Below are 17724 nucleotides of genomic sequence, written 5' to 3'. Positions count from 1 at the left end.
AGAGAGCGTGGTCGCTTCTGGACGTTGTTGGCGCTGCCTGGGAGGCAAAAGGTGGCGTCTGTCAACAAGAGGGTCGGCACGAAGCGTAATCTGGCTCATGCGGATTTCTCGATTGTCATTCCTCGTCTTTGCGGGCTGGCAAAACCGCGCTCAGGATCTGCCTGACGGTGCCGCGCACGAGGCCGGTCTCGTTCGGATCGCCCTTGAGCAACGCGTCCGTCAGATGACGAACTTGTTTCAGCGTGAGGTGCGGCGGCAGGGGCGGCACTTCCGGATCCGTCTTGAATTCCAAAACCACGGGGCAATCAGCCTCAAAGGCCTCGTCCCAACCGGGAGCGACATTTTCGGCAGTGTCGACAAAAATTCCGCGCAACCCGATCAGTTTGGCGAATTGGTGATAGGGGACATCGGGGATCGATTGCGAGGCCTCGAACTTGGGGTCACCTTCCATGACCCTCTGCTCCCATGTGACCTGGTTAAGGTCCTGATTGTTGAACACGCAGATGATAAGACGGTGATCCTCCCATCTGCGCCAGTATTTCGCGACTGTGATAAGCTCGGCCATGTTGTTCATCTGCATGGCGCCGTCGCCGACCAGGCCAACAACAGGCCTGCCTGGATGCGCAAACTTCGCCGCGATCGCATAGGGAACAGCTGCTCCCATGGAGGCCAATCCCCCAGAAAGCGAGGCCATCATTCCGCGCCTGACCTTGACATCGCGCGCATACCAATTGGCGCATGAACCGGAATCGCTAGTGATGATCGCATCGTCCGGCAGTCGAGGCGACAGTTCCCAGGCGACGCGTTGCGGGTTGATTGGCTTGGCCTCGGCGAGCGCGCGCTTCTCCAGCAGCTCCCACCATTGCGTGACGTTCTTTTCGATGGTCTCGCGCCACTGGCCGGGCTTTTGGTCGAGCAAGGGAAGCAGCGATGCCAGCGTCTCGGATGCATCTCCAACCAGATTGACGTCCATCGGATAGCGCAGGGATAGCATTGCCGGATCGATATCAATCTGAACGGCTTTGACCTGGCCTTCGGCAGGTAGGAACTCCGAATATGGGAATCCGGACCCGACCATCAGCAACGTGTCGCAATCATTCATGAGGTCCCATGAAGGCTTGGTACCCAACAGCCCGATGGAGCCGGTGACCCAGGGCAATTCATCGGGTAATGCAGCCTTGCCGAGCAGGGCCTTGGCGGCGCCGGCGCCAAGACGATCGGAAACCTCAATCAGCTGATCGGTCGCGCGCAGCGCACCCGCTCCTGCCAGAATTGCCACGCGATCCCCCGCATTCAAGATATCAGCGGCATCCTTTAGATCGTCGAGGTGAGCTGCGATACGGGGAGGTCTGTATCCGTAGCCGGAATGGACCGTTCCATGAACCCGCGCGGGTTCTTCATAAGGCATTTCCTGGAGATCGTTTGGGAGGATAACGGCACTCACCGTCCGCCTGGCGATCGCAACACGCACGGCTCTGTCGATGAGGTGGCGCACTTGTGCCGGCATCGAGGCCTGATAGACGAAGTCGCGAGCAACATCCTTGAAAAGCGCTGCGAGATCCACTTCCTGCTGGTAATGACCGCCAATCGCGCCACGCGCCTGCTGGCCGACAATCGCAAGCAACGGCTGATGATCAGCGCGCGCGTCATACATTCCTGTGATGAGGTGCGTTGCCCCAGGACCTGATGTTGCCATGCAGACGCCAAGATCGCCGGTGAACTTCGCGTGGGCAGACGCCATGAAGGCCGCCATTTCCTCATGTCGCGCCTGAACAAACTCTATCTTGCCATCCGCACGATTGAGAGCGCCAAAGACACCGTTTATTCCATCTCCCGGATACCCGAAAATTCGCCGTACCCCCCAGGCGTACAAGCGTGAAACCACAAAGTCACCGACCGTCTGTGACATCTTGAAAGCTCCTTGATCGACTGAGCATGCCAACTGGAAGAAAGACCGGCGCAGGCATCCCCTTGCTGGTCCGGTATCGCCGGATGAAGTGTCGACTCGCTCAATTTATGGATCCCGGATAGCTCTTCTGCTGAAGCACGCCGCGGCGCGGTCGCTATCGCAAGTGCCTTGAGAGCCTTTAACGGCGTCGGACATGCACGCACGCCACGCGCTTGAGCCGGCCGGGAAGAGAACCAACCAAATGAGCGTTTTTGCGAGATAGATATCTGACGAGGGCTCACGTTAACCCTCGTCAGAACGACCACTACTGGTTGTCCGGGCAGGCTTCACTCTTGGATGCGCCACCGTTACCGCCTTGGGTCGCAACTGAGCCGGGGGCTGGTTGGGCGGGGCAACGAGAGCGATCTACCGTGCCAGTCGAATTGGTGTTGGCACCAGTCGTGCTGTTCGTGGCGTTCGGATCGACGACGATCGGCTTGTTGGTACCTGTCTGCGTCTGTACGTCACCGCTTGCGCCGCCGCCTGCGTCCTGCCCCGGGGTCTTGTCGCCTGTCATGTTGTTGGGGACCGGATTGGACTGGGCAAAAGCCGATGTCGCCATTCCAAGTGACAGCACTGCCACGGCAAGAATCTTGAACTGCATCGGAATTCTCCTCGTTGTTGTCGTGGATCACCCGGTCGGAACCCTCGGCAAAACTGGATGTTCCATCGAACGGCAATTTTATGCGGATTTGGAGCCGGGGTGATCCCACGGAAGCGACTACAAAGTGGTGGTGACTGGAGCGTCATAGGACACGGGCCAGGAAACCGTTTTCTCCGAGCCGTGACAGGCGTGTGAGTGGGCGGCTAACGATCCAATAGGACATGTTGTTACTGCCTTGCGTGACTGGTTGTACAAGACCCATCTTTGAGCGTCGCCCTTTTGTCTCCGGCTTAAATGACTGCTGCAATAAGGAAGCTCAGCATGCCTTGCGTCGACGCAGCGAAAGAGCCAAATATGCCGAAGAAAATGGGCGTCGCGAGTGTGCTAAGCGCGCGGAGACGTCTCGATTAGCAGCTGAGAAGCCGGTCCATGTCAAAGCGATCAGGAAGTGCAGATTTGCCCCTCCATAGTGGACGTGTCCCAGGCTGGCTGAGCGACCGGATGGCGAAGCTCGGTGCTCTGATTACAGAGGCTGTCGTGCATCATTATGGGCGCGAGGAAATGCTGCGCAGGCTGTCTCATCCTTTCTGGTTTCAATCCTTCGGCGCCGTGATGGGCATGGATTGGCACTCGTCCGGTGTCACGACGAGCGTGCTAGGTGCCCTGAAGCGAGGCTTGAAGCCTCTTTCGGCAGAGTTGGGATTGCACGTTTGCGGTGGGCGAGGTTCACATTCTCGGAGAACGCCGACAGAGCTCATCGACATAGGCTACCGTGTCGGTATTGACGGCTCGGCGTTGGCCAATGTCAGCCGGTTGATTGCGAAGGTGGATAGCGCGGCTGTTCAGGATGGTTTTGATCTCTACCTCCACGGCTTCATTGTGACCAGTGATGGTCAATGGGTCGTCGTGCAGCAGGGAATGAATCCGGAAAGACGGCAGGCGAGACGATATCACTGGCTGTCGGAGGGGTTGGAGAATTTTCTGGACTCGCCGCATAGCGCCATTGAGGGCCGCAGCCAGGGCAATATCATTAATCTTACCGATCGGCGGGCCGATCGATCGCGAAGTGGCCAACTCGATCTTCTGGCGACCCTCGATCCGGGCCGTATCGCCCGTGAAGCCGTGGCTCTGGATCGCCCAACCGCTGTTGTTCCGCATCCTTGTGATGAGCCGCTGCTGCCTCACCTGATCATGCCCGAGCATCACGACGTGCGCGAAAGTGACGTAAGAATGAAGCGCCTCTACGCGAACTTGGCCGCTGCTGCCGATCGCGGACCAACAGATTATCCGGAACTGCTTCTCGTTCCGGGGGTAGGGCCTCGGACCGTGAGGGCGCTCGCCATGGTTTCAGAGGTGATCCATGGTGCCCCGTGCCGCTTTTCCGATCCGGCGAGGTTTTCTCTTGCGCATGGTGGCAAGGATCGGCATCCCTTTCCGGTGCCACTGAAGATTTACGACGAGACAATTCGCATTTTGAAATCGGCGGTTGCCAAGGGGAAGCTTGCCCGCGAGGACGAACTTGCCGCTTTGAGGCGTCTCGATCAACAAGCACGCCGGGTCGAACATTATGCGATGGGACCCGATTTCAAGGAAATCGTTGCCGGTGAGTTTCGCGATTCCGCCGGGTTTGGCGGGCGTAGCGTGTTTGGCTGGGAGTAATGACGCGGGCTTGATGGTTGACTTTCTGGTTACGTCACTTGAGCGGGCGGAATTTTGTGCCCGTGCTCTCCATCGGCCTTGGTTATCGAGGTGGCCAATGCCACTGCCAGAGCGTCCATGCAAACTGGCTTGAAAATGCAATCGCGTCCATGAAATCGGGCCGGAAGAATATCCCTGTTATAGCCAGTCACGAAGACGAACGGGATTCCGCGCTCGGCGAGCCTATCCGCCAACGGGAATATTCTTGTTTCGTTCACTTGGATATCGAGAACGGCTGCGTCGACCGGCTCGCGCTCGATAGCGGAAAGCCCATCCTCCAGGCCAGGGAACGGCCCGACAATTTCGCTTCCTTGCTCTTCTAAAGCCGCGCCAAGCGCGTTCGCCTGCAGATAGTCGTCTTCAACGACGAGAATATGTTTTCCAAGAAGGTCCGCAAACAACATGTCCCTCTCCCAAACTAAATCCGCGCTGCCATTCACGCCGACTTTGGTTCAGTCGTCAATGAGCGGTTTCGCAATGTGGAGGTAAGGTCAGATAGCGTACCGTTCGTGTCGATGCCCCTGACCGGGCAGGTATGACCGCGTACCTGATTGGTTTCGGGCTATGCGGAAGTCGAAGCGAGCCGCTCGCTTCCTAGCCACCAACACCTGGAGGTGCATCATTCTCAAGAAACTCACGATACTGGACCGTCTCGGCCTCGTTGACATCGATTGTCGCCGACGGCTTGGCAATCAGACGGACACCCAGTCCTCCATCGACAGGCCCTTCGCCGAAGAGCAAGACACCGGCAGCAGCAACTGCATCGGCGAGCGCCCGCGTGGTTGCCGTTTGAGGAAGGGGGCCCTTTTGGGCCTCCACCGCGTTGACCGTCAACACCGAAACACTAGCGGCTTTGGCCAAGTCCTCCGGACGCCATCGCAACAGCGCTCTTGCCGCGCCCAACTGCTCACCAGATAAGATGCAATCGCTCATTGACATCGCGGTTCTCGTAGTTCCTGTGCCGTACCGACGCTACGGGGTCGACTCTATCGATCGTTGATCCTTGGCCAAGAATTTTCTGTGCATCCGAGGGCTCCCAAACCCGTATCGCGACCTTCGGAGGAGAGTTGTTTTCGTCCGGATTGGGCAGCGGCACTTCGTCAGGTAGCCTGTCTGGATCCGGCTCCTTGATGGGAGGGTCTGGTTTGAAGGGAGGCGGCATCGGGGGGCTCGTTGGATCACCTGGAAGCACGGGCTCATTTTGTATTGAGGTCATGATGTGCCTCCAGCTTTCCGGCAAAGGATCTGCCACCCCGGTGTGATCATGATTCAAAATCCTTTTCGTCCGAATGTTATGTCCGTGGTTGGCCCAAACGACGCCAAGTACTCATTGTTCCCTTAATGGCCGGACTGCCTCTTTGACTGAACGGTATCGTCGCTGCGAAGCCATCGCCGCTCAACGACGTGCCGAAGGGCTGTCCCGTTTCCCAAACTTCCGTCCGTGGAACTCTGCGGTGCCCAGAGTGTTAGGAGCGCTCAATCGTCGAGCCCAAAAATGAATATGAAGAGTGATAAGTCGGAGGAGGGGGTGGGGGATACCACCGTAAGGCAGTTCGGAGCGCTTTGCCTGCGCTGGACGTCGGATGGACCAGAGATCCTTCTCATAACGACAAGAGAAACGAAGCGGTGGATGATCCCGAAGGGTTGGCCGATCCGAGGATTGCGGCCTCACCAGGTCGCGAAGCGCGAGGCTTGGGAAGAGGCTGGCGCTATTGGGAAGGTCGAGAGAAAACGCTGCGGTCGGTTTCGGTATGCCAAGCTTTTAGCCGACGGCCGTGAAGTCGAACCAATCGTCGAAGTCTATTTTTTGAAAGTTCGGCGCCAGAAGAAGCGATTTCCGGAAATGACCCAACGGAGCGTTGCCTGGATGAAGCCGGCGGAGGCGGCGCGCCGGGTCAAGGAACCAGAATTGAAGAGGCTGTTGACGGCAGTGGCTCGGGAATACGAGGTCACTGAAGAAGCATAATTTTTCGGCAGGTGGTGAGATCCATGATCTCAGTTTTGCTAACCCGGCCGTTAAAAGCTGCCTTGCCCGAAAGAAGTTGGACCTCGTTACGCGCCTTGTAAGCAGCTCTGGGCTTTGCCTTACTCGGCACCCGATCTTAGCAGCAAAAATCCCCCGCAGTCGCGGTTGCGGGGGTGGAGTTGCAACAGGAGTGGCTTTGAGGGGCCAAAGCCGAGCCTCCAACGTGTTATCCTAGACTTTGTTCCTGTTCCGTATCGAGCTCATTTGTAATTGTGACTTCGCCGAGGATCGAACTTATGCCGGCCCAGCTGGCTTCAACTAGCCTCAGCGCTCACTCTCCCCCGACGAACGCTCAGCGGGTCACGAAGAGGAGAAGAGGGAAAGCCCTTAGGCGGCCGACAGTCCCTGGATGGACATAGGACGAAAATCGGCCTATGGCGTGCAACGAAGAAGCCTCGCGGGTTCAACAAGAGGAGCGTGCGGCCAGGCCACGGTAAGAAAAATTCACTGCTGATACGGTCGGAATTTGATCATTCTTGGGAAAAAGGGCACGGAGGACTGCCTAGCGGTGCCTGATAGAGCCGTGCACAGCGGCAATCAGCCGGGCGTCAGGGACCGGTCTTGCGAGGAATGAAACACCTGGACCAAGGTCCACTTTTCGTACCTTCGCCAGTCCAGATACGATAATCACCTTCGTGCGCGGCCACAAGGACCGCACGCACGACGCCAGACCGAGGCCGTTGACATGCCCAGGCATGCTCATGTCCGTTATCACTGCATCAAAGCGATTTTTCTTAAGAAGGACCAATGCCTGGTCAGCATTGCCAGCTTCGGCCGCACTGATGCCGGCCCGAGCAAGAGCGACCATGGTATGATGCCGTTGCGCCACCACCTCGTCTACTAAAAGCACACGCGCCGGAGCGACGGTATTCACTAAAGCGAGAGCTCTTTTCCTCGCCAAAACCTCTTGGCCATCGCAAGATGCCTGTGTCCGCTCCATCAGTTCGCGCTCGGCAACGGCCTTCATCCAATGTTCCTCGTCGTGGCCCACCGGTCGGCCTGCCTCTTCCCAGAGCGCATAGGCCCTTTTGCTGATCCACTCACTTCTTCGGTCAGACATCTCCGCCTCCGCTGCTCACTAACCCCGAAACGGGGGCCAGGTTCCAGGGTCAAAAAAATTCATTGTTGGCAATGCGGGAGCAGTTGAGTGTTATCCGATATCCGCCGATTTGGACGTAGTTGTCGCGGGAACATCCGGCGATTTTGAAGGTTAAATGGGGCTCATCAGTTCGGTCCGAGATGAAAACCCAGAGAGATCCCAAGCGGCAGGACAATATCGTGAGGCAAAGGCAGGCCGCAAGCCTCGCAATCATTCGGTCGCAGGCGCGGGCTCCATGGTCTTTGCTGGGGACCGCGGTCGGATCGGGTTGAGCATGTGCCTCCATCGTCTTGGATCATCTCCAAGGCAGTGTGTACGTTATGGGGCAACAGGCTGGCCATTTTGGAACCTGCCATGCGTGTTGCTGTCGATCTTGTTTGGAAATCACAGGCTCTGACTTATGACAGATAAAAAAATACTCAGCGAACCCGTCGATGATCTGGCGCGCCGCTTTGCGTCGATGATCGATGACGAATTATTTGCAGCCATGGAGTTTCTCGAACAGGCGAGCGAGGCGCGTCAGCGCCAAGACCTCGACGAAATTCTCTCGAGGATCGCTCTGGCGGAAAGCGAAATCGAGCGGCGCTTTCCCGGACAGCTACTGCTTCCCTATCGCGATTGGAAGGAGCGCAACGCAAGGCTCTGATTGGCCAAGGGACCAGCTTACCGCAATTTGCGGGGACCGCCCAGCTGCATAGGCGTGTCACCACATATTTGAGGTGTCGATTTGCCCTGGTCATCAAAACGATGCTGACCGGCAAAATATAGGGAACTGTTGTGGTCCCGGCCGGTTCTGTCACAAAAGGGGCTGCGCCAGGGAGTTTAGTCGTGACAGTAATTCACATTGGACATCTTTTTGACACCGAGCCTGACACGGCATTCAGGCGTCAGGATGCGGCTGGGCGCGACCTGTTTAGCTTCGCGATCGAGTATCGGATGGGCGACGCCTGCTGGGCGGCCAGCATCTGGGCCTATTCGCATGAGGACGCGGAAGCCCGCGTCAAAGCAATGAAAGAAACATTGGCGCTGTGCGGCCAGGTCTACTGTGAAGTACCTGCGTGAACATGGCGAGGAGCTGCGCGATCCATCCAAGAACGCTACGAGGAACTTTGACAGTGATGAGATGTTACCTAAGCAATGAGCCTGTTCCCGTTAAGGGAGAGTGGCGGATGGCGTACTGCTATTTCCCTTGATCCTGAAGGCGTGAAGACATGCTGAAATCACTTCTAAAGGAGCTCGTCGGTGCATCGTCCGGAGTTCTTGAACGCTGCCCGAGCCTCCTGCCATTTCGCAACAAGTGCCACGTGTTGGTTCTATTTGAGGGAGCTAGTGACGAGCGGCCCGAAATGCAGGAGGATTTGCTGGAAAACCAGCAAGATGCACTCCGATCCCATGACATCGCCCTTCTGCGTGTTGCAGGCGGCGGGGTGTTCTCAAGCACGGATAGCCCGGTGGAAATCGACGCAGACGTAATCCGCCACGACCTGAACGGCCCGTCTCCAGAAGAGTTCGAGGCTGTTCTGGTGGATCGTGAGGGAGCGGTTGTGTTACGCTCGACGAAGCCGGTAAGTTTGCCATACCTGTTGGACCTGATCGGCGCGGGTTCCGGCGCCGGCAAGAATCCTTCAAGTAGCAGATTCTAACGCTAAAAGGATAAGTTACCGTCCGTCCGACGTTTGTATCTTCGCGATTGCGGCTTTATCAGCTTTAATTTTCCGCGATTGGCCCGCGATTGACGCTGGTACGCTGACACTTGCGATCTACATTTCCTCTTTAGGAGGAAGAGGAAATGAACGTCATGATCGTGGAGGACGAGTACTATATCGCAATGGATCTCCAGAGCATCGTCGAGCAAGCCGGATATTGCAGCTTGGAGCCCTTAGCGACGATGGAGCAGGCGCTTGCCTATGCCAACAAAGCAGACATTGCTTTGGTTGATCTCAGGCTTGCCGACGGTATGACAGGCCCGGCGCTGGGCCGCAAGCTGATGGACCGTTTCGGGGTGGAGGTCATTTATGTGACTGCGATACCGGAAGACCTGGGAACGGGGCTCGAGGGCGCCTGCGAGGTCATCACTAAGCCGTTTACCGCCGAACAGATCTCCAAGGCGCTTGCCAAGGCCGCGCGCCTGCATAGAGAAAGACAGGACAGAATTCGAGTGATTCAGTGAGGAGGAGATGGGCTTTGCCGACGGCCGGTGCGGGTTTGGCGTCGTCGTTTAGTTTTCCTGGCTAGCTGGTCACGTGCGGACAGCCCGTTTTGCATGGCCTCATATTTTGAAATTCCCCCCGTTTGGACTTTTCTTCGAATGGTGGTAGCCGAAACTCCGCCCTAGATTATTCGCCAGCTGCCGTCCTATGCAAAACGCGTGTTTTCCGCGGACGCATTTTCTGTCGCATGGGGCCGGGCTCGAGGTCGGCCATCGGCACCCGTTCTCCAATTGCTTGCTCTGTGTCGAACCTCTAATTGGCAAGGGTCGTTTCACGTTCGGAGCTTCTGGTGGTTCAAGCAGGTCCGGAAGATTGACAGCCAAATGTGGGAACTTGCGGTCCAACCGCGGGTTTGGCGGGGACTGGGTACGGGTGCACGTCGCCTCGTCCGGGATGGAAGTTTCGCTTCGTGTCACAGAGAGCGATATCATGCAGATCTATCGTGCATTTACACCTGACAACGCGATTACTGGTTCAATCGTTGTAAGGCTTTACCATTCCGGCCATAAGGTGAGGGGCTATGTTCGCAAGATCATGCCGCCCGGGACCGACGATGCCATCTTTCCGGGTGAGGAGATGGCACCAGAGGCGGCTTTCCGACTTGCCCGAGACCATGTGCGGAATGCCGAGCTCAAGTCGATCTATGTAGAACTGGCCGAGGGCCTGCAGTGGAACAATGCATGGGGCGTACTCGTATGACACCGGAGGGCTGGGCTCTGTCTAGCCCTGATCATTGTCTTCCTTGACCTCTGATATGTCATAGTTCAGATCCCAATCCTTCACCTTCTTCCTACGCCGCGAAACCTTGTTGACGGTTGCATCTTCGGAGCCTGTAACAACCGTGGGCTTAGCACTGGATACGCCGGTACTGTCGCGCTTTGCCTGGGAGGGGGCGAATTGACCTTGTGCGTCTCTTCTGTTCGTCATCGGTTTTGCTCCATTGTTCATTCGGGCTACTCGTGGTTTGCACAGACTTTGCAGCTGTAGCCCGTGCGTTTGGCCTCGCTCACTTCTTCAAACACCAATCTACGGTTAGGGATAAACCGTCGTGACGGCTGCGAGTTCCAGCTGCTCAATTGAGGTCTATCGATCATCAAGCCAAACAGGAAGAATTGGATCGGTTTGCCTGGAAGCTCGGCGCAGATGAGGAACATGGAGTCGCTCGAGCGATGCCTACCTGCGGGAGATTTGGATTTGCCATGCCCGCAAGTCGCCAACCGATCGCCGTTCTCGCGGCCTGCATAAAACCGGCGCGAGCACAAGGGCAACATCGGCATTCAGTACCCACCGCTTGGCAAAATCATAGGCCCGACGCCCGCTACCGCCGTAGGCGGGATCCTCGCTCGACCAGATCACCTGCCACTCTGTCTGTGCGGGCGGAGCAAAGAGTGGATCTGCCAGACTGTCGATGGGAAGGTCATTGCCGATATTGACAATCAACAATCGTTCGTCGTCGACGGCCGGCGCGTGATAGCGCAGCAGAAATGCTGAATCGGAAATCACGCTGCCATCCAGTTCGTCACGCAAGGCAGATAGTTGCGCATGAAATGCCGCGTGGTTGTGTCTGAGCGCCAAGAGATCGCGATGAAGCGCAACGACTTTTGAGTTCTTTTCTCGCTCCGACCAATCCAGTTTTGCCTGCTCGAATGTTCTTCGATCACATGGGTCAGCAAGCTTACTGATAAGCGCCGGATCGGTCAGGTTCGGGAATTGGGCGATAAAATCGATCCGTCCTTGGCGGACGCTGCACGCAAGCTCCCCGACGCGATCGGCAAAATAGGGAAAAGGGGAAGATGCCGCAAATTCCTGTCCCTGAAATAGCATTGGCATCTGTGGCCCGAGCAGCAGAACCGCCGTCATTGCCCGGAGGCGCGCGGGTGCGGCAATCTCGCTAATCCTCGCGCCGCAGCTTGAATTGGCGATCTGGTCGTGATTTTGCAGGAAGTGCACGAAGTTTGAGGCTGTCAGGTCCAGCGCTGGCGAGCCACGACCCGCATCCTGCCAGTCATAGCGCTGGCCTTGAAATAGGTAGCCGTACTTGGCAGCGGAGACGAACTCCTGAGCGTTGCCGCGATGGTCGTGATAGTAGGCCTCCTGACGCCCGGTGATCGCCACGATTGCCGAATGATGAAAATCATCGTTCCACAGTGCGTCAAGGCCATAGCCTCCGTTGTGCTGAGGCCGGACCATGCGAGCTTGTTGTGGTTCGTTCTCGCTGACCAGAATGGTTCGTCTATTGCCAGCGGCGCGTCTTGCCCGTCTTGCGATCACCGAAATGATGTGTTCCGGGCCTTCGTCAAAGAGGGCCTGTGTCGCATCAATGCGAAGCCCATCGAGGTGGTATTCATCGATCCAATATGCAGCATTTGCCGTGACGTATTCTCGCACCCCGTGCGAATTTGCTCCATCGAAGTTGAGGGATCTGCCCCATTCGTTCTCGTAGCGGTCCGTGAAATAGTCAGGGGTGAAATCGGCGAAGCGATTGCCGTGGCCAAAATGGTTGTAAACGACATCGAGAATAACACTGATGCCCAGTTGGTGGGCGGCATCGACAAATGCCCTAAGCTCGTCTGGTGTGCCGTAGAGGTGGGTCGGAGCATAAAGGAGCGTTCCATCGTAACCCCAACCGAATTCGCCCTCGAATTCGTTTAGTGGCATCAGCTCGACACAGGTGATTCCAATCTCTTTCAAGCAGCTCAATCTATGGCTTGCTGCTGCCAGCGTCCCTTCGTACGTAAACGTACCGATATGCATTTCATAAAAGACAAGGTTAGTCGTGCTCGGACCCTCCCAATTCCTGTCGTTCCAGACGTAAAGATTGGGATCGATGACGACTGATGGGCCTATTGGTCCGGTTGGTTGAAAGCGAGAGGCAGGGTCTGCGTATTGCTCTTGGTCATTATCAAGTCGAAACCAATACTTTGTGCTCGCAGCGATGCCGCCAATGAAGGCGGAAAAATATCCTCCTACATCATTCGACAGCTCGTGTTCCTCATCTCCATCAATCACCACGCGGACGCGGGTCCTGGAGGGCGCCCAGACCCGAAATGATACGCCACCATCGAGGAACTCGGCGCCGATTGGATATCTGCGCCGAGGGGTTTTCATGTCTGAACATTGATGGGATCTGGAAGATTGGGAGGTCATGGAACGTCCTTGGAATCGTTCTCAATCAACGATCCGTTTCCGGGGATGTTCCCAAAGGAGCGGGTGAAATTGGATTGCTCCGGCGCCGGAGGTGCCGACGCTTGGACATGGACGAGAACGAACCTGCACTGAGGCATATCTTGCTTCGGTTGATCTATTCGCAACGGCGTTGTTAAGACGGATCTTGACGTCTATGCCGACGCCCCGACGGTGGTGAGCATTGCCTTAGGCTTCTCTCGTTCAACGTCGATCAGTCGATGATATTCACGCTCCGGAACCCCATAGGCGTCTCCTGCGAACGTTTCCAGCGCTGTGCGATCACGCACGATGACATTGGCGCGCTCAGCTCGTATGAGGCGTTCACCTTCCAGCGTGTGCAGGGCCATCGTTACGGACGGCCGGCGAACGGCGAGCATCAGGGAAATGAAATCATGCGTCAGGGCGAGTTCATGGCTTTCCATCCGATCCTGAGACATCAAGATCCATCGTGCGAGCCGAACATCTACAGTATGCGACGCATTTGATAAGGCTGTGTAGGCGACTTGGAAGTGAAATGCCAGTACGTACCGCAGCAACAAATCGGTGAGCTCACGGCTTCGATCCATCGCATCGCGGAGGGTTGACAGTGGCAGTCTAAGTCCGGTTCCCGCAACCTGAACGGCGATATCGAAGGGCCCGCGGCCGGGATGTATCAGGCCGGCGATTGGGGCAAAACCCTCACGCCCCGCCATGCCGGCCTCCGCTCGCCGCCCGGTGGGCGAGACGGCAACGACAGATGCAATGCCAGTGGACGGGAAGTACGCGAAACTAAACGGTTCCCCTACCTTGGCGAGATGAAGACCCTTCGGTAGGTCGATTTCTTCAAGCCGATCTTTGATCAGACTGTAATCTTCATCGGATAGGGAGTTAAGGAGTCTATTGCTGGTGCGGTTTATGGTCATAGGGCCGGCCTCCGTCGGATCCTCTGTTTGTCGCCGGTTGGTTGGCTTCGAATTCGAGTGCGATCAGCAAGCGACGGACGCGTTCAAACAAACTTCGTCGGAAAAGGTTTCAGCCACTGTTCTTGTGGGAAAATCGCCGCTGAGGGGAGGGCCGGCATGCCTGCAAGCCCTCATGCGTATTGGGGCGTTGCAGAATCTGCACAGCGCGCAATATTCGTTAGATTGCGAGTTTGCGTACACGGGCCGTTGTACGCCATGGAAGCCAGAATGATGCTGGAAGACCTTTACCGCTTGTTGAGGGCTGGGCATGTCCAGGCGCAGGGCGTCGTTGATACGATGACCCAGCCAATCGTCGTTCTCGATCAGAGCCAATTTGTGTCGACAGCGAACAATGCGTTCTTGAAGACGTTCAAGGTCGACCGGGATGACATCCTTGGACAGGCCTTCTTTGAACTTGGAAATGGGCAATGGAACATTCCCGAACTTCGGCAGCTTATCGGTTCGATTATTCCGAAAGCGGCGGCCGTCGTCGGCTTTGAAGTTGAGCACGACTTCCCGTTGATTGGACGGCGCACCTTCCTCGTTGACGCTCGACGATTGGTTCATCCAGATGACAACAGTACGAATATTCTTGTTCTCTTCGAGGATGTGACTGAGCGACACCGTCACGATGTCGAAAAGAATTTTATCATTTCGGAGTCGCGGCACCGCATGAAGAATCTTTTCGCCGTGGTGCGATCGCTCGCGATGCATACGCAAGCCGAAGGTCGCACCGGCGTCGAATATCGCGACAGTCTTTTAGGGCGGCTTGAGACGACGCTGCGCGCTCAGGAGATTGCCGCCAACTCCGATCCCGCTGATTTCGAAACCCTCCTCAGGCAATCGGTCGGCGACGTGGAGCGTCTTGTTTGCGAGGGGCCATCCATTCAGATCAAGGCTTCAAAGATCGTCGCTACAAGCATGATATTCCACGAACTGGCGACCAATGCAGCAAAGTTCGGTGCATTGTCCCGTCCTGACGGCGAAGTTCATGTGCGGTGGTCGCTTGATGATGGGCCAAGGAACCGAAAATACTTAACGTGCGTGTGGCGCGAGGAAAATGGACCTCCAGTAACGCCGCCGGCCCACAGGGGACATGGCACCGAACTGATCGAGGGAACGACCGCACATCTGGGTGGCACTGTCGAACTCGACTTCAACTCGACAGGCTTAGCAGCGACAATTAAACTTCCTGTCTGAGCTTGATGACGTAATCTGGCAAGGCGCGTTCGTTACCTCCGATAGCTCAAGCTTTCTGCGCCAATATGTTGTGAAGCCTCACTCAGACGTCAGCCCTAAGGCCATATAAGGGGCAATCGTCAGCTCTTGAATCACGAAAAATTCGAAACCACCTTCAAAGTGAGCTTTGGGATGAAGAAGGGAGGAACGGAAATGACGCCGAGATATCACCGGCACGACGAGCCGCTGACATCAGAAGATTTGTCCAAATGCAAATTGATTCTCGAAGAATTCTGCACCGCGAATAACGTCGCGCTTACCTCCGATGAAGCCGAGCGCGTCGCGGCCATCATCATCGAGCTATATCAACAGGGCGTCCATGAACTCCATCATCTAAGGCCATTGGTAGACGCCGCGCGGGGGATGTTGGCAGACGACGCCCCACCGGCTCAGGGGCTCACAGGTTGATCCGGTAAGCCGCCAGGTCGGTTCGCAGTCTGCGAAAATGCGCGCCGAGATCCGTACGCAGGCTCGTTGAGACGAAATCGGTGTCGACGCTATGTTGCGGCCGAGGTCGGCATGGGGGTGATCAAGGATGGTGTGTCATATATGAAAATTTGCTCGGCGCTTGCCTGCGGTGAGCATCATGAAACGGGATCAAGGACCCGCCGCGCTAGAGGGAACCCAAACCCGTGTCGACGTCGTGTTGTCCGCTGTGAGCACTAGCGCGCCGACCATCGTCGCCATAACGAAGAGGATGACGATGAGGGGAAAGGCCATGCCCGACGACTTTTCTTCATTGTAGATCATTGGTTGTCCTCTCGCAGCCCGGCGACGCATGAGACGCCGCCGGAGCTGCCCGCTCAGGCCGTCATTATGTAAACAATCGTGAGAGCATCGGGATCGACGATAACGATCCGGCCATCCGCAAGGAGGAAGAAGCGGTAACCATCGTACTCCGGAACGATCTTCACAATGCGCGGCGGCAGCCGTTCAAGTCGCACCGTCTTTGGGATTTTCGTGCCGACGGCCACGGTGAAGTTCACTTCCTTCACGGGTGCGACATGCACCTCTTTGACGACCTGTCTTATCTCGGTCTGCTGCTCGACTGATATGCTGACGTCGGTCTTCATGTTCGAAGTCTGGTTGTTCGTCGTGGCTGTGTTGTTGGTGTTGGTTTCAGAAGAGCCGTTGTTGGTGGTCGATGAGTTTTGGTTCGACTGCTTGGCCGCATCACCGCTCTGTGTGGTGCTGCTCTTCGCGCTTGAGGGGGCCGAACCGCTGTCGTCCGTGGTTCCAGTCTTGGTGTTGGACTTCTGCTCTGTTGTGGTGCCACCAGAAGCATCTTGCGATTCGAACTTGGTCTTGGTCTCTGTCGAAGTTTTGCCGGACGCGCTTCCACTCGTTGAGGAGTTATCGTTCGATGGCTGCTTGGCGCTCTTTTGCACATCTGAACCCTGGCGGGGCCTCTGCTGCGATGGCTGGCCCTTGCCCTGCGGGCAGGCTCCCGAAGCATCGGGGGTACAGTCGGTACCGGTGGCGCTAGCTCTGGTTTGCGTGTCCGACTGTGCTCCCGAGCCTGCTGGAGTTGCTGTGTGAGATCCAGACTGGGATTGGCCGCTTCCCTGCTTGTCCTGGGCGGCGGCCGGCAATGTTGCAAGTGGCGAGACGCTGAGTGATAAAGCGGCGAGGATCATCGTCAGATGATTGCTCTTCATGATGAACTCCGGGAATTGGGCACGCGACGCCAGCCCGCCCGCATTCTCATGCGTTGCTTGCGTGCCCTTGATGTTGGAAGAGGGCGGCAGGAGCCGCCCAGTGATCACTGGATGACCTGGATTACCTTCCGGGAGGAAGGCTCGACGATCACACGCTGGTCATTAACAACCGCGTACGCATACTTCGGGTCATCGGGAACTGGCGTTACAACCACAGTCTTCGGCAAGGGTTGACCGACAACAATCTTCTCCTTTACCACGACGCGTTCGCTCGGCGCAGGGACCTGCTGAACATAGGTCACCACCTTCTGCGGTGGCGGATCAATAAGGGTGCCTGCTACACCGCCAACGATGCCACCGACCGCCGCACCAACCGGACCGCCGACGATCGCACCAGTTGCTGCGCCGCCTGCTGCACCCGTTACGGTCGAAGACTGCGCAAAGGCAGACGTTGATGCAACCAGCATACTTGCTACAATTCCTATTGCTTTGATATTCATTGGTTTTCCTCCATTCTAGTGCGGCTTAACCGCTGCAGAACAAACTGTCTGATGGAGGGACGGTTCCCGAGCTAGGACTTCAGTCTGGCATCGTTGGACTTTCGTCCTAGATTCTCAGGGATACCGTTTTTACTGTGTGGGGAATCGGCTTAGCATCCGATCCTGGACATTCTCCGGGCCTGCGATCATCGCAGCGAGCGAGATGACTTTCTCGCGGTCTGAGGTGTTGGTTATGAAGCCCTCAAGCAGCACGATAGGGCCGAGCATCCTGATGGCAATGGCATTGCTATCGATATCCGGATCAGCGGACAGCGCTGCTTCGATCGAAGCGATCGTCGAAGCCGAACTATGGCCTTGCGAACAGCACTCTTCGTGGCTGTAGCTGTCAGAGCTGAACTTCATAATCTCCTCCTCTTCCGCCCCCTTCACGGAATTATATATTTCATCAAATACTAATATGCATCGCGGGCGCGAGCTCGCTAGTCGGACTTAGGTCCTACTTTTCCTCGGCATTATCTGACTTAGATGCTCTCATTCCAGTATGAGAGGATATCGGGGAGGTCTTGGTCGTTGTTGCGGAACTCCCGCCGGAGCCTCCCCTGTTCAAATGCCAGT

The 17724-nt window shown here is 56.6% G+C and carries 21 protein-coding genes; 9 read left to right on the top strand and 12 right to left on the bottom strand.

Annotated features, from left to right (window positions below):
* Positions 1-115 precede the first annotated feature (115 nt).
* Complete coding sequence (locus tag BN77_RS20870) at positions 116-1909, bottom strand: thiamine pyrophosphate-requiring protein (protein WP_007535720.1); 1794 nt, start codon at positions 1907-1909, stop codon at positions 116-118.
* A gap of 304 nt (positions 1910-2213) precedes the next feature.
* Positions 2214-2552, bottom strand: coding sequence for a hypothetical protein (locus tag BN77_RS20865; protein WP_007535718.1), 339 nt, complete (start codon positions 2550-2552; stop codon positions 2214-2216).
* Between the two features lie 429 nt (positions 2553-2981).
* On the opposite strand from BN77_RS20865, the gene BN77_RS20860 reads away from it, so the two are divergent.
* A complete protein-coding gene (locus BN77_RS20860) occupies positions 2982-4211 on the top strand; it encodes a DUF763 domain-containing protein (protein WP_040678238.1) in 1230 nt (409 codons plus the stop codon).
* A gap of 29 nt (positions 4212-4240) precedes the next feature.
* Here BN77_RS20860 and BN77_RS20855 read toward each other — a convergent pair whose 3' ends face one another.
* Positions 4241-4654, bottom strand: a complete 414-nt coding sequence (locus BN77_RS20855; protein WP_007535714.1) for a response regulator — start codon at positions 4652-4654, stop codon at positions 4241-4243.
* Positions 4655-4844: 190 nt separating this feature from the next.
* Positions 4845-5183: a helix-turn-helix domain-containing protein gene (locus tag BN77_RS20850; RefSeq protein ID WP_040678578.1), complete on the bottom strand. Its 339-nt coding sequence runs from the start codon at positions 5181-5183 to the stop codon at positions 4845-4847.
* Between the two features lie 562 nt (positions 5184-5745).
* On the opposite strand from BN77_RS20850, the gene BN77_RS20845 reads away from it, so the two are divergent.
* The gene (locus BN77_RS20845) at positions 5746-6216 is read left to right on the top strand and encodes an NUDIX hydrolase (RefSeq protein ID WP_244426223.1); all 471 of its coding nucleotides are present in this window, start codon (positions 5746-5748) and stop codon (positions 6214-6216) included.
* A gap of 562 nt (positions 6217-6778) precedes the next feature.
* On the opposite strand, the gene BN77_RS33635 is transcribed toward BN77_RS20845, so the two are convergent.
* The gene (locus BN77_RS33635; protein ID WP_007535706.1) at positions 6779-7336 is read right to left on the bottom strand and encodes a response regulator; all 558 of its coding nucleotides are present in this window, start codon (positions 7334-7336) and stop codon (positions 6779-6781) included.
* A 439-nt stretch (positions 7337-7775) separates the two neighbouring features.
* Here BN77_RS33635 and BN77_RS20830 point away from each other — a divergent pair, with 439 nt between their 5' ends.
* The 5 genes from BN77_RS20830 (at position 7776) to BN77_RS20810 (ending at position 10284) form a co-directional block, all read left to right on the top strand.
* Positions 7776-8021, top strand: a complete 246-nt coding sequence (locus BN77_RS20830) for a hypothetical protein (RefSeq protein WP_007535704.1) — start codon at positions 7776-7778, stop codon at positions 8019-8021.
* Between the two features lie 182 nt (positions 8022-8203).
* Positions 8204-8437, top strand: a complete 234-nt coding sequence (locus BN77_RS20825) for a hypothetical protein (protein ID WP_007535702.1) — start codon at positions 8204-8206, stop codon at positions 8435-8437.
* A gap of 149 nt (positions 8438-8586) precedes the next feature.
* On the top strand, positions 8587-9018 hold the full coding sequence (locus tag BN77_RS20820; protein ID WP_007535700.1) for a DUF4174 domain-containing protein: 432 nt from the start codon (positions 8587-8589) through the stop codon (positions 9016-9018).
* Positions 9019-9164: 146 nt separating this feature from the next.
* Complete coding sequence (locus BN77_RS20815) at positions 9165-9545, top strand: response regulator (protein WP_007535698.1); 381 nt, start codon at positions 9165-9167, stop codon at positions 9543-9545.
* Positions 9546-10014: 469 nt separating this feature from the next.
* Positions 10015-10284: a hypothetical protein gene (locus BN77_RS20810; protein ID WP_007535696.1), complete on the top strand. Its 270-nt coding sequence runs from the start codon at positions 10015-10017 to the stop codon at positions 10282-10284.
* Positions 10285-10305: 21 nt separating this feature from the next.
* Here BN77_RS20810 and BN77_RS20805 read toward each other — a convergent pair whose 3' ends face one another.
* The 3 genes from BN77_RS20805 to BN77_RS20795 all read right to left on the bottom strand — a co-directional run bounded on the left by BN77_RS20805 (position 10306) and on the right by BN77_RS20795 (position 13673).
* A complete protein-coding gene (locus BN77_RS20805; protein ID WP_007535694.1) occupies positions 10306-10512 on the bottom strand; it encodes a hypothetical protein in 207 nt (68 codons plus the stop codon).
* 246 nt (positions 10513-10758) lie between these two features.
* Entirely contained in the window at positions 10759-12693 is a 1935-nt protein-coding gene (gene treZ, locus BN77_RS20800; RefSeq protein WP_007535693.1) for a malto-oligosyltrehalose trehalohydrolase, read from the bottom strand.
* Between the two features lie 230 nt (positions 12694-12923).
* A complete protein-coding gene (locus BN77_RS20795; RefSeq protein ID WP_007535691.1) occupies positions 12924-13673 on the bottom strand; it encodes a Crp/Fnr family transcriptional regulator in 750 nt (249 codons plus the stop codon).
* 267 nt (positions 13674-13940) lie between these two features.
* On the opposite strand from BN77_RS20795, the gene BN77_RS20790 reads away from it, so the two are divergent.
* Positions 13941-14912 (top strand): HWE histidine kinase domain-containing protein, encoded by a 972-nt coding sequence (locus BN77_RS20790; protein WP_007535689.1) that lies wholly within the window; start codon positions 13941-13943, stop codon positions 14910-14912.
* A gap of 126 nt (positions 14913-15038) precedes the next feature.
* Complete coding sequence (locus BN77_RS20785; RefSeq protein WP_244426222.1) at positions 15039-15359, top strand: hypothetical protein; 321 nt, start codon at positions 15039-15041, stop codon at positions 15357-15359.
* Between the two features lie 189 nt (positions 15360-15548).
* Here the strand turns inward: BN77_RS20785 and BN77_RS34185 are convergent, their stop codons facing one another.
* The 4 genes from BN77_RS34185 to BN77_RS20770 all read right to left on the bottom strand — a co-directional run bounded on the left by BN77_RS34185 (position 15549) and on the right by BN77_RS20770 (position 17511).
* Positions 15549-15701 (bottom strand): hypothetical protein, encoded by a 153-nt coding sequence (locus BN77_RS34185; protein WP_007535682.1) that lies wholly within the window; start codon positions 15699-15701, stop codon positions 15549-15551.
* Positions 15702-15754: 53 nt separating this feature from the next.
* The gene (locus tag BN77_RS20780) at positions 15755-16609 is read right to left on the bottom strand and encodes a DUF1236 domain-containing protein (protein ID WP_040678576.1); all 855 of its coding nucleotides are present in this window, start codon (positions 16607-16609) and stop codon (positions 15755-15757) included.
* A gap of 104 nt (positions 16610-16713) precedes the next feature.
* Positions 16714-17109, bottom strand: a complete 396-nt coding sequence (locus tag BN77_RS20775) for a DUF1236 domain-containing protein (protein ID WP_007535680.1) — start codon at positions 17107-17109, stop codon at positions 16714-16716.
* Between the two features lie 129 nt (positions 17110-17238).
* The gene (locus BN77_RS20770) at positions 17239-17511 is read right to left on the bottom strand and encodes a BON domain-containing protein (protein WP_007535679.1); all 273 of its coding nucleotides are present in this window, start codon (positions 17509-17511) and stop codon (positions 17239-17241) included.
* Positions 17512-17724: the final 213 nt, after the last annotated feature.

Origin of the sequence: Rhizobium mesoamericanum STM3625 (genome assembly GCF_000312665.1) — a bacterium.
In the GTDB taxonomy this organism is placed as follows: Bacteria; Pseudomonadota; Alphaproteobacteria; order Rhizobiales; family Rhizobiaceae; genus Rhizobium; species Rhizobium mesoamericanum.
The sequence above is the reverse complement of the archived record's forward strand: the minus strand, read 5'-3'. Positions and strand labels throughout refer to the sequence as shown.

What these genes read in the sequence shown, in the direction of transcription:
- BN77_RS20795 (WP_007535691.1), bottom strand. Translation starts at nt 13,673, where the DNA reads ATGACCATAAACCGCACCAGCAATAGACTCCTTAACTCCCTATCCGAT.
- BN77_RS20810 (WP_007535696.1), top strand. Translation starts at nt 10,015, where the DNA reads ATGCAGATCTATCGTGCATTTACACCTGACAACGCGATTACTGGTTCA.
- BN77_RS20815 (WP_007535698.1), top strand. Translation starts at nt 9,165, where the DNA reads ATGAACGTCATGATCGTGGAGGACGAGTACTATATCGCAATGGATCTC.
- BN77_RS20845 (WP_244426223.1), top strand. Translation starts at nt 5,746, where the DNA reads ATGAATATGAAGAGTGATAAGTCGGAGGAGGGGGTGGGGGATACCACC.
- BN77_RS20790 (WP_007535689.1), top strand. Translation starts at nt 13,941, where the DNA reads ATGATGCTGGAAGACCTTTACCGCTTGTTGAGGGCTGGGCATGTCCAG.
- BN77_RS20855 (WP_007535714.1), bottom strand. Translation starts at nt 4,654, where the DNA reads ATGTTGTTTGCGGACCTTCTTGGAAAACATATTCTCGTCGTTGAAGAC.
- BN77_RS20820 (WP_007535700.1), top strand. Translation starts at nt 8,587, where the DNA reads ATGCTGAAATCACTTCTAAAGGAGCTCGTCGGTGCATCGTCCGGAGTT.
- BN77_RS34185 (WP_007535682.1), bottom strand. Translation starts at nt 15,701, where the DNA reads ATGATCTACAATGAAGAAAAGTCGTCGGGCATGGCCTTTCCCCTCATC.
- BN77_RS20830 (WP_007535704.1), top strand. Translation starts at nt 7,776, where the DNA reads ATGACAGATAAAAAAATACTCAGCGAACCCGTCGATGATCTGGCGCGC.
- BN77_RS33635 (WP_007535706.1), bottom strand. Translation starts at nt 7,336, where the DNA reads ATGTCTGACCGAAGAAGTGAGTGGATCAGCAAAAGGGCCTATGCGCTC.
- treZ (WP_007535693.1), bottom strand. Translation starts at nt 12,693, where the DNA reads ATGAAAACCCCTCGGCGCAGATATCCAATCGGCGCCGAGTTCCTCGAT.
- BN77_RS20860 (WP_040678238.1), top strand. Translation starts at nt 2,982, where the DNA reads ATGTCAAAGCGATCAGGAAGTGCAGATTTGCCCCTCCATAGTGGACGT.
- BN77_RS20805 (WP_007535694.1), bottom strand. Translation starts at nt 10,512, where the DNA reads ATGACGAACAGAAGAGACGCACAAGGTCAATTCGCCCCCTCCCAGGCA.
- BN77_RS20775 (WP_007535680.1), bottom strand. Translation starts at nt 17,109, where the DNA reads ATGAATATCAAAGCAATAGGAATTGTAGCAAGTATGCTGGTTGCATCA.
- BN77_RS20870 (WP_007535720.1), bottom strand. Translation starts at nt 1,909, where the DNA reads ATGTCACAGACGGTCGGTGACTTTGTGGTTTCACGCTTGTACGCCTGG.
- BN77_RS20850 (WP_040678578.1), bottom strand. Translation starts at nt 5,183, where the DNA reads ATGAGCGATTGCATCTTATCTGGTGAGCAGTTGGGCGCGGCAAGAGCG.
- BN77_RS20865 (WP_007535718.1), bottom strand. Translation starts at nt 2,552, where the DNA reads ATGCAGTTCAAGATTCTTGCCGTGGCAGTGCTGTCACTTGGAATGGCG.
- BN77_RS20780 (WP_040678576.1), bottom strand. Translation starts at nt 16,609, where the DNA reads ATGAAGAGCAATCATCTGACGATGATCCTCGCCGCTTTATCACTCAGC.
- BN77_RS20770 (WP_007535679.1), bottom strand. Translation starts at nt 17,511, where the DNA reads ATGAAGTTCAGCTCTGACAGCTACAGCCACGAAGAGTGCTGTTCGCAA.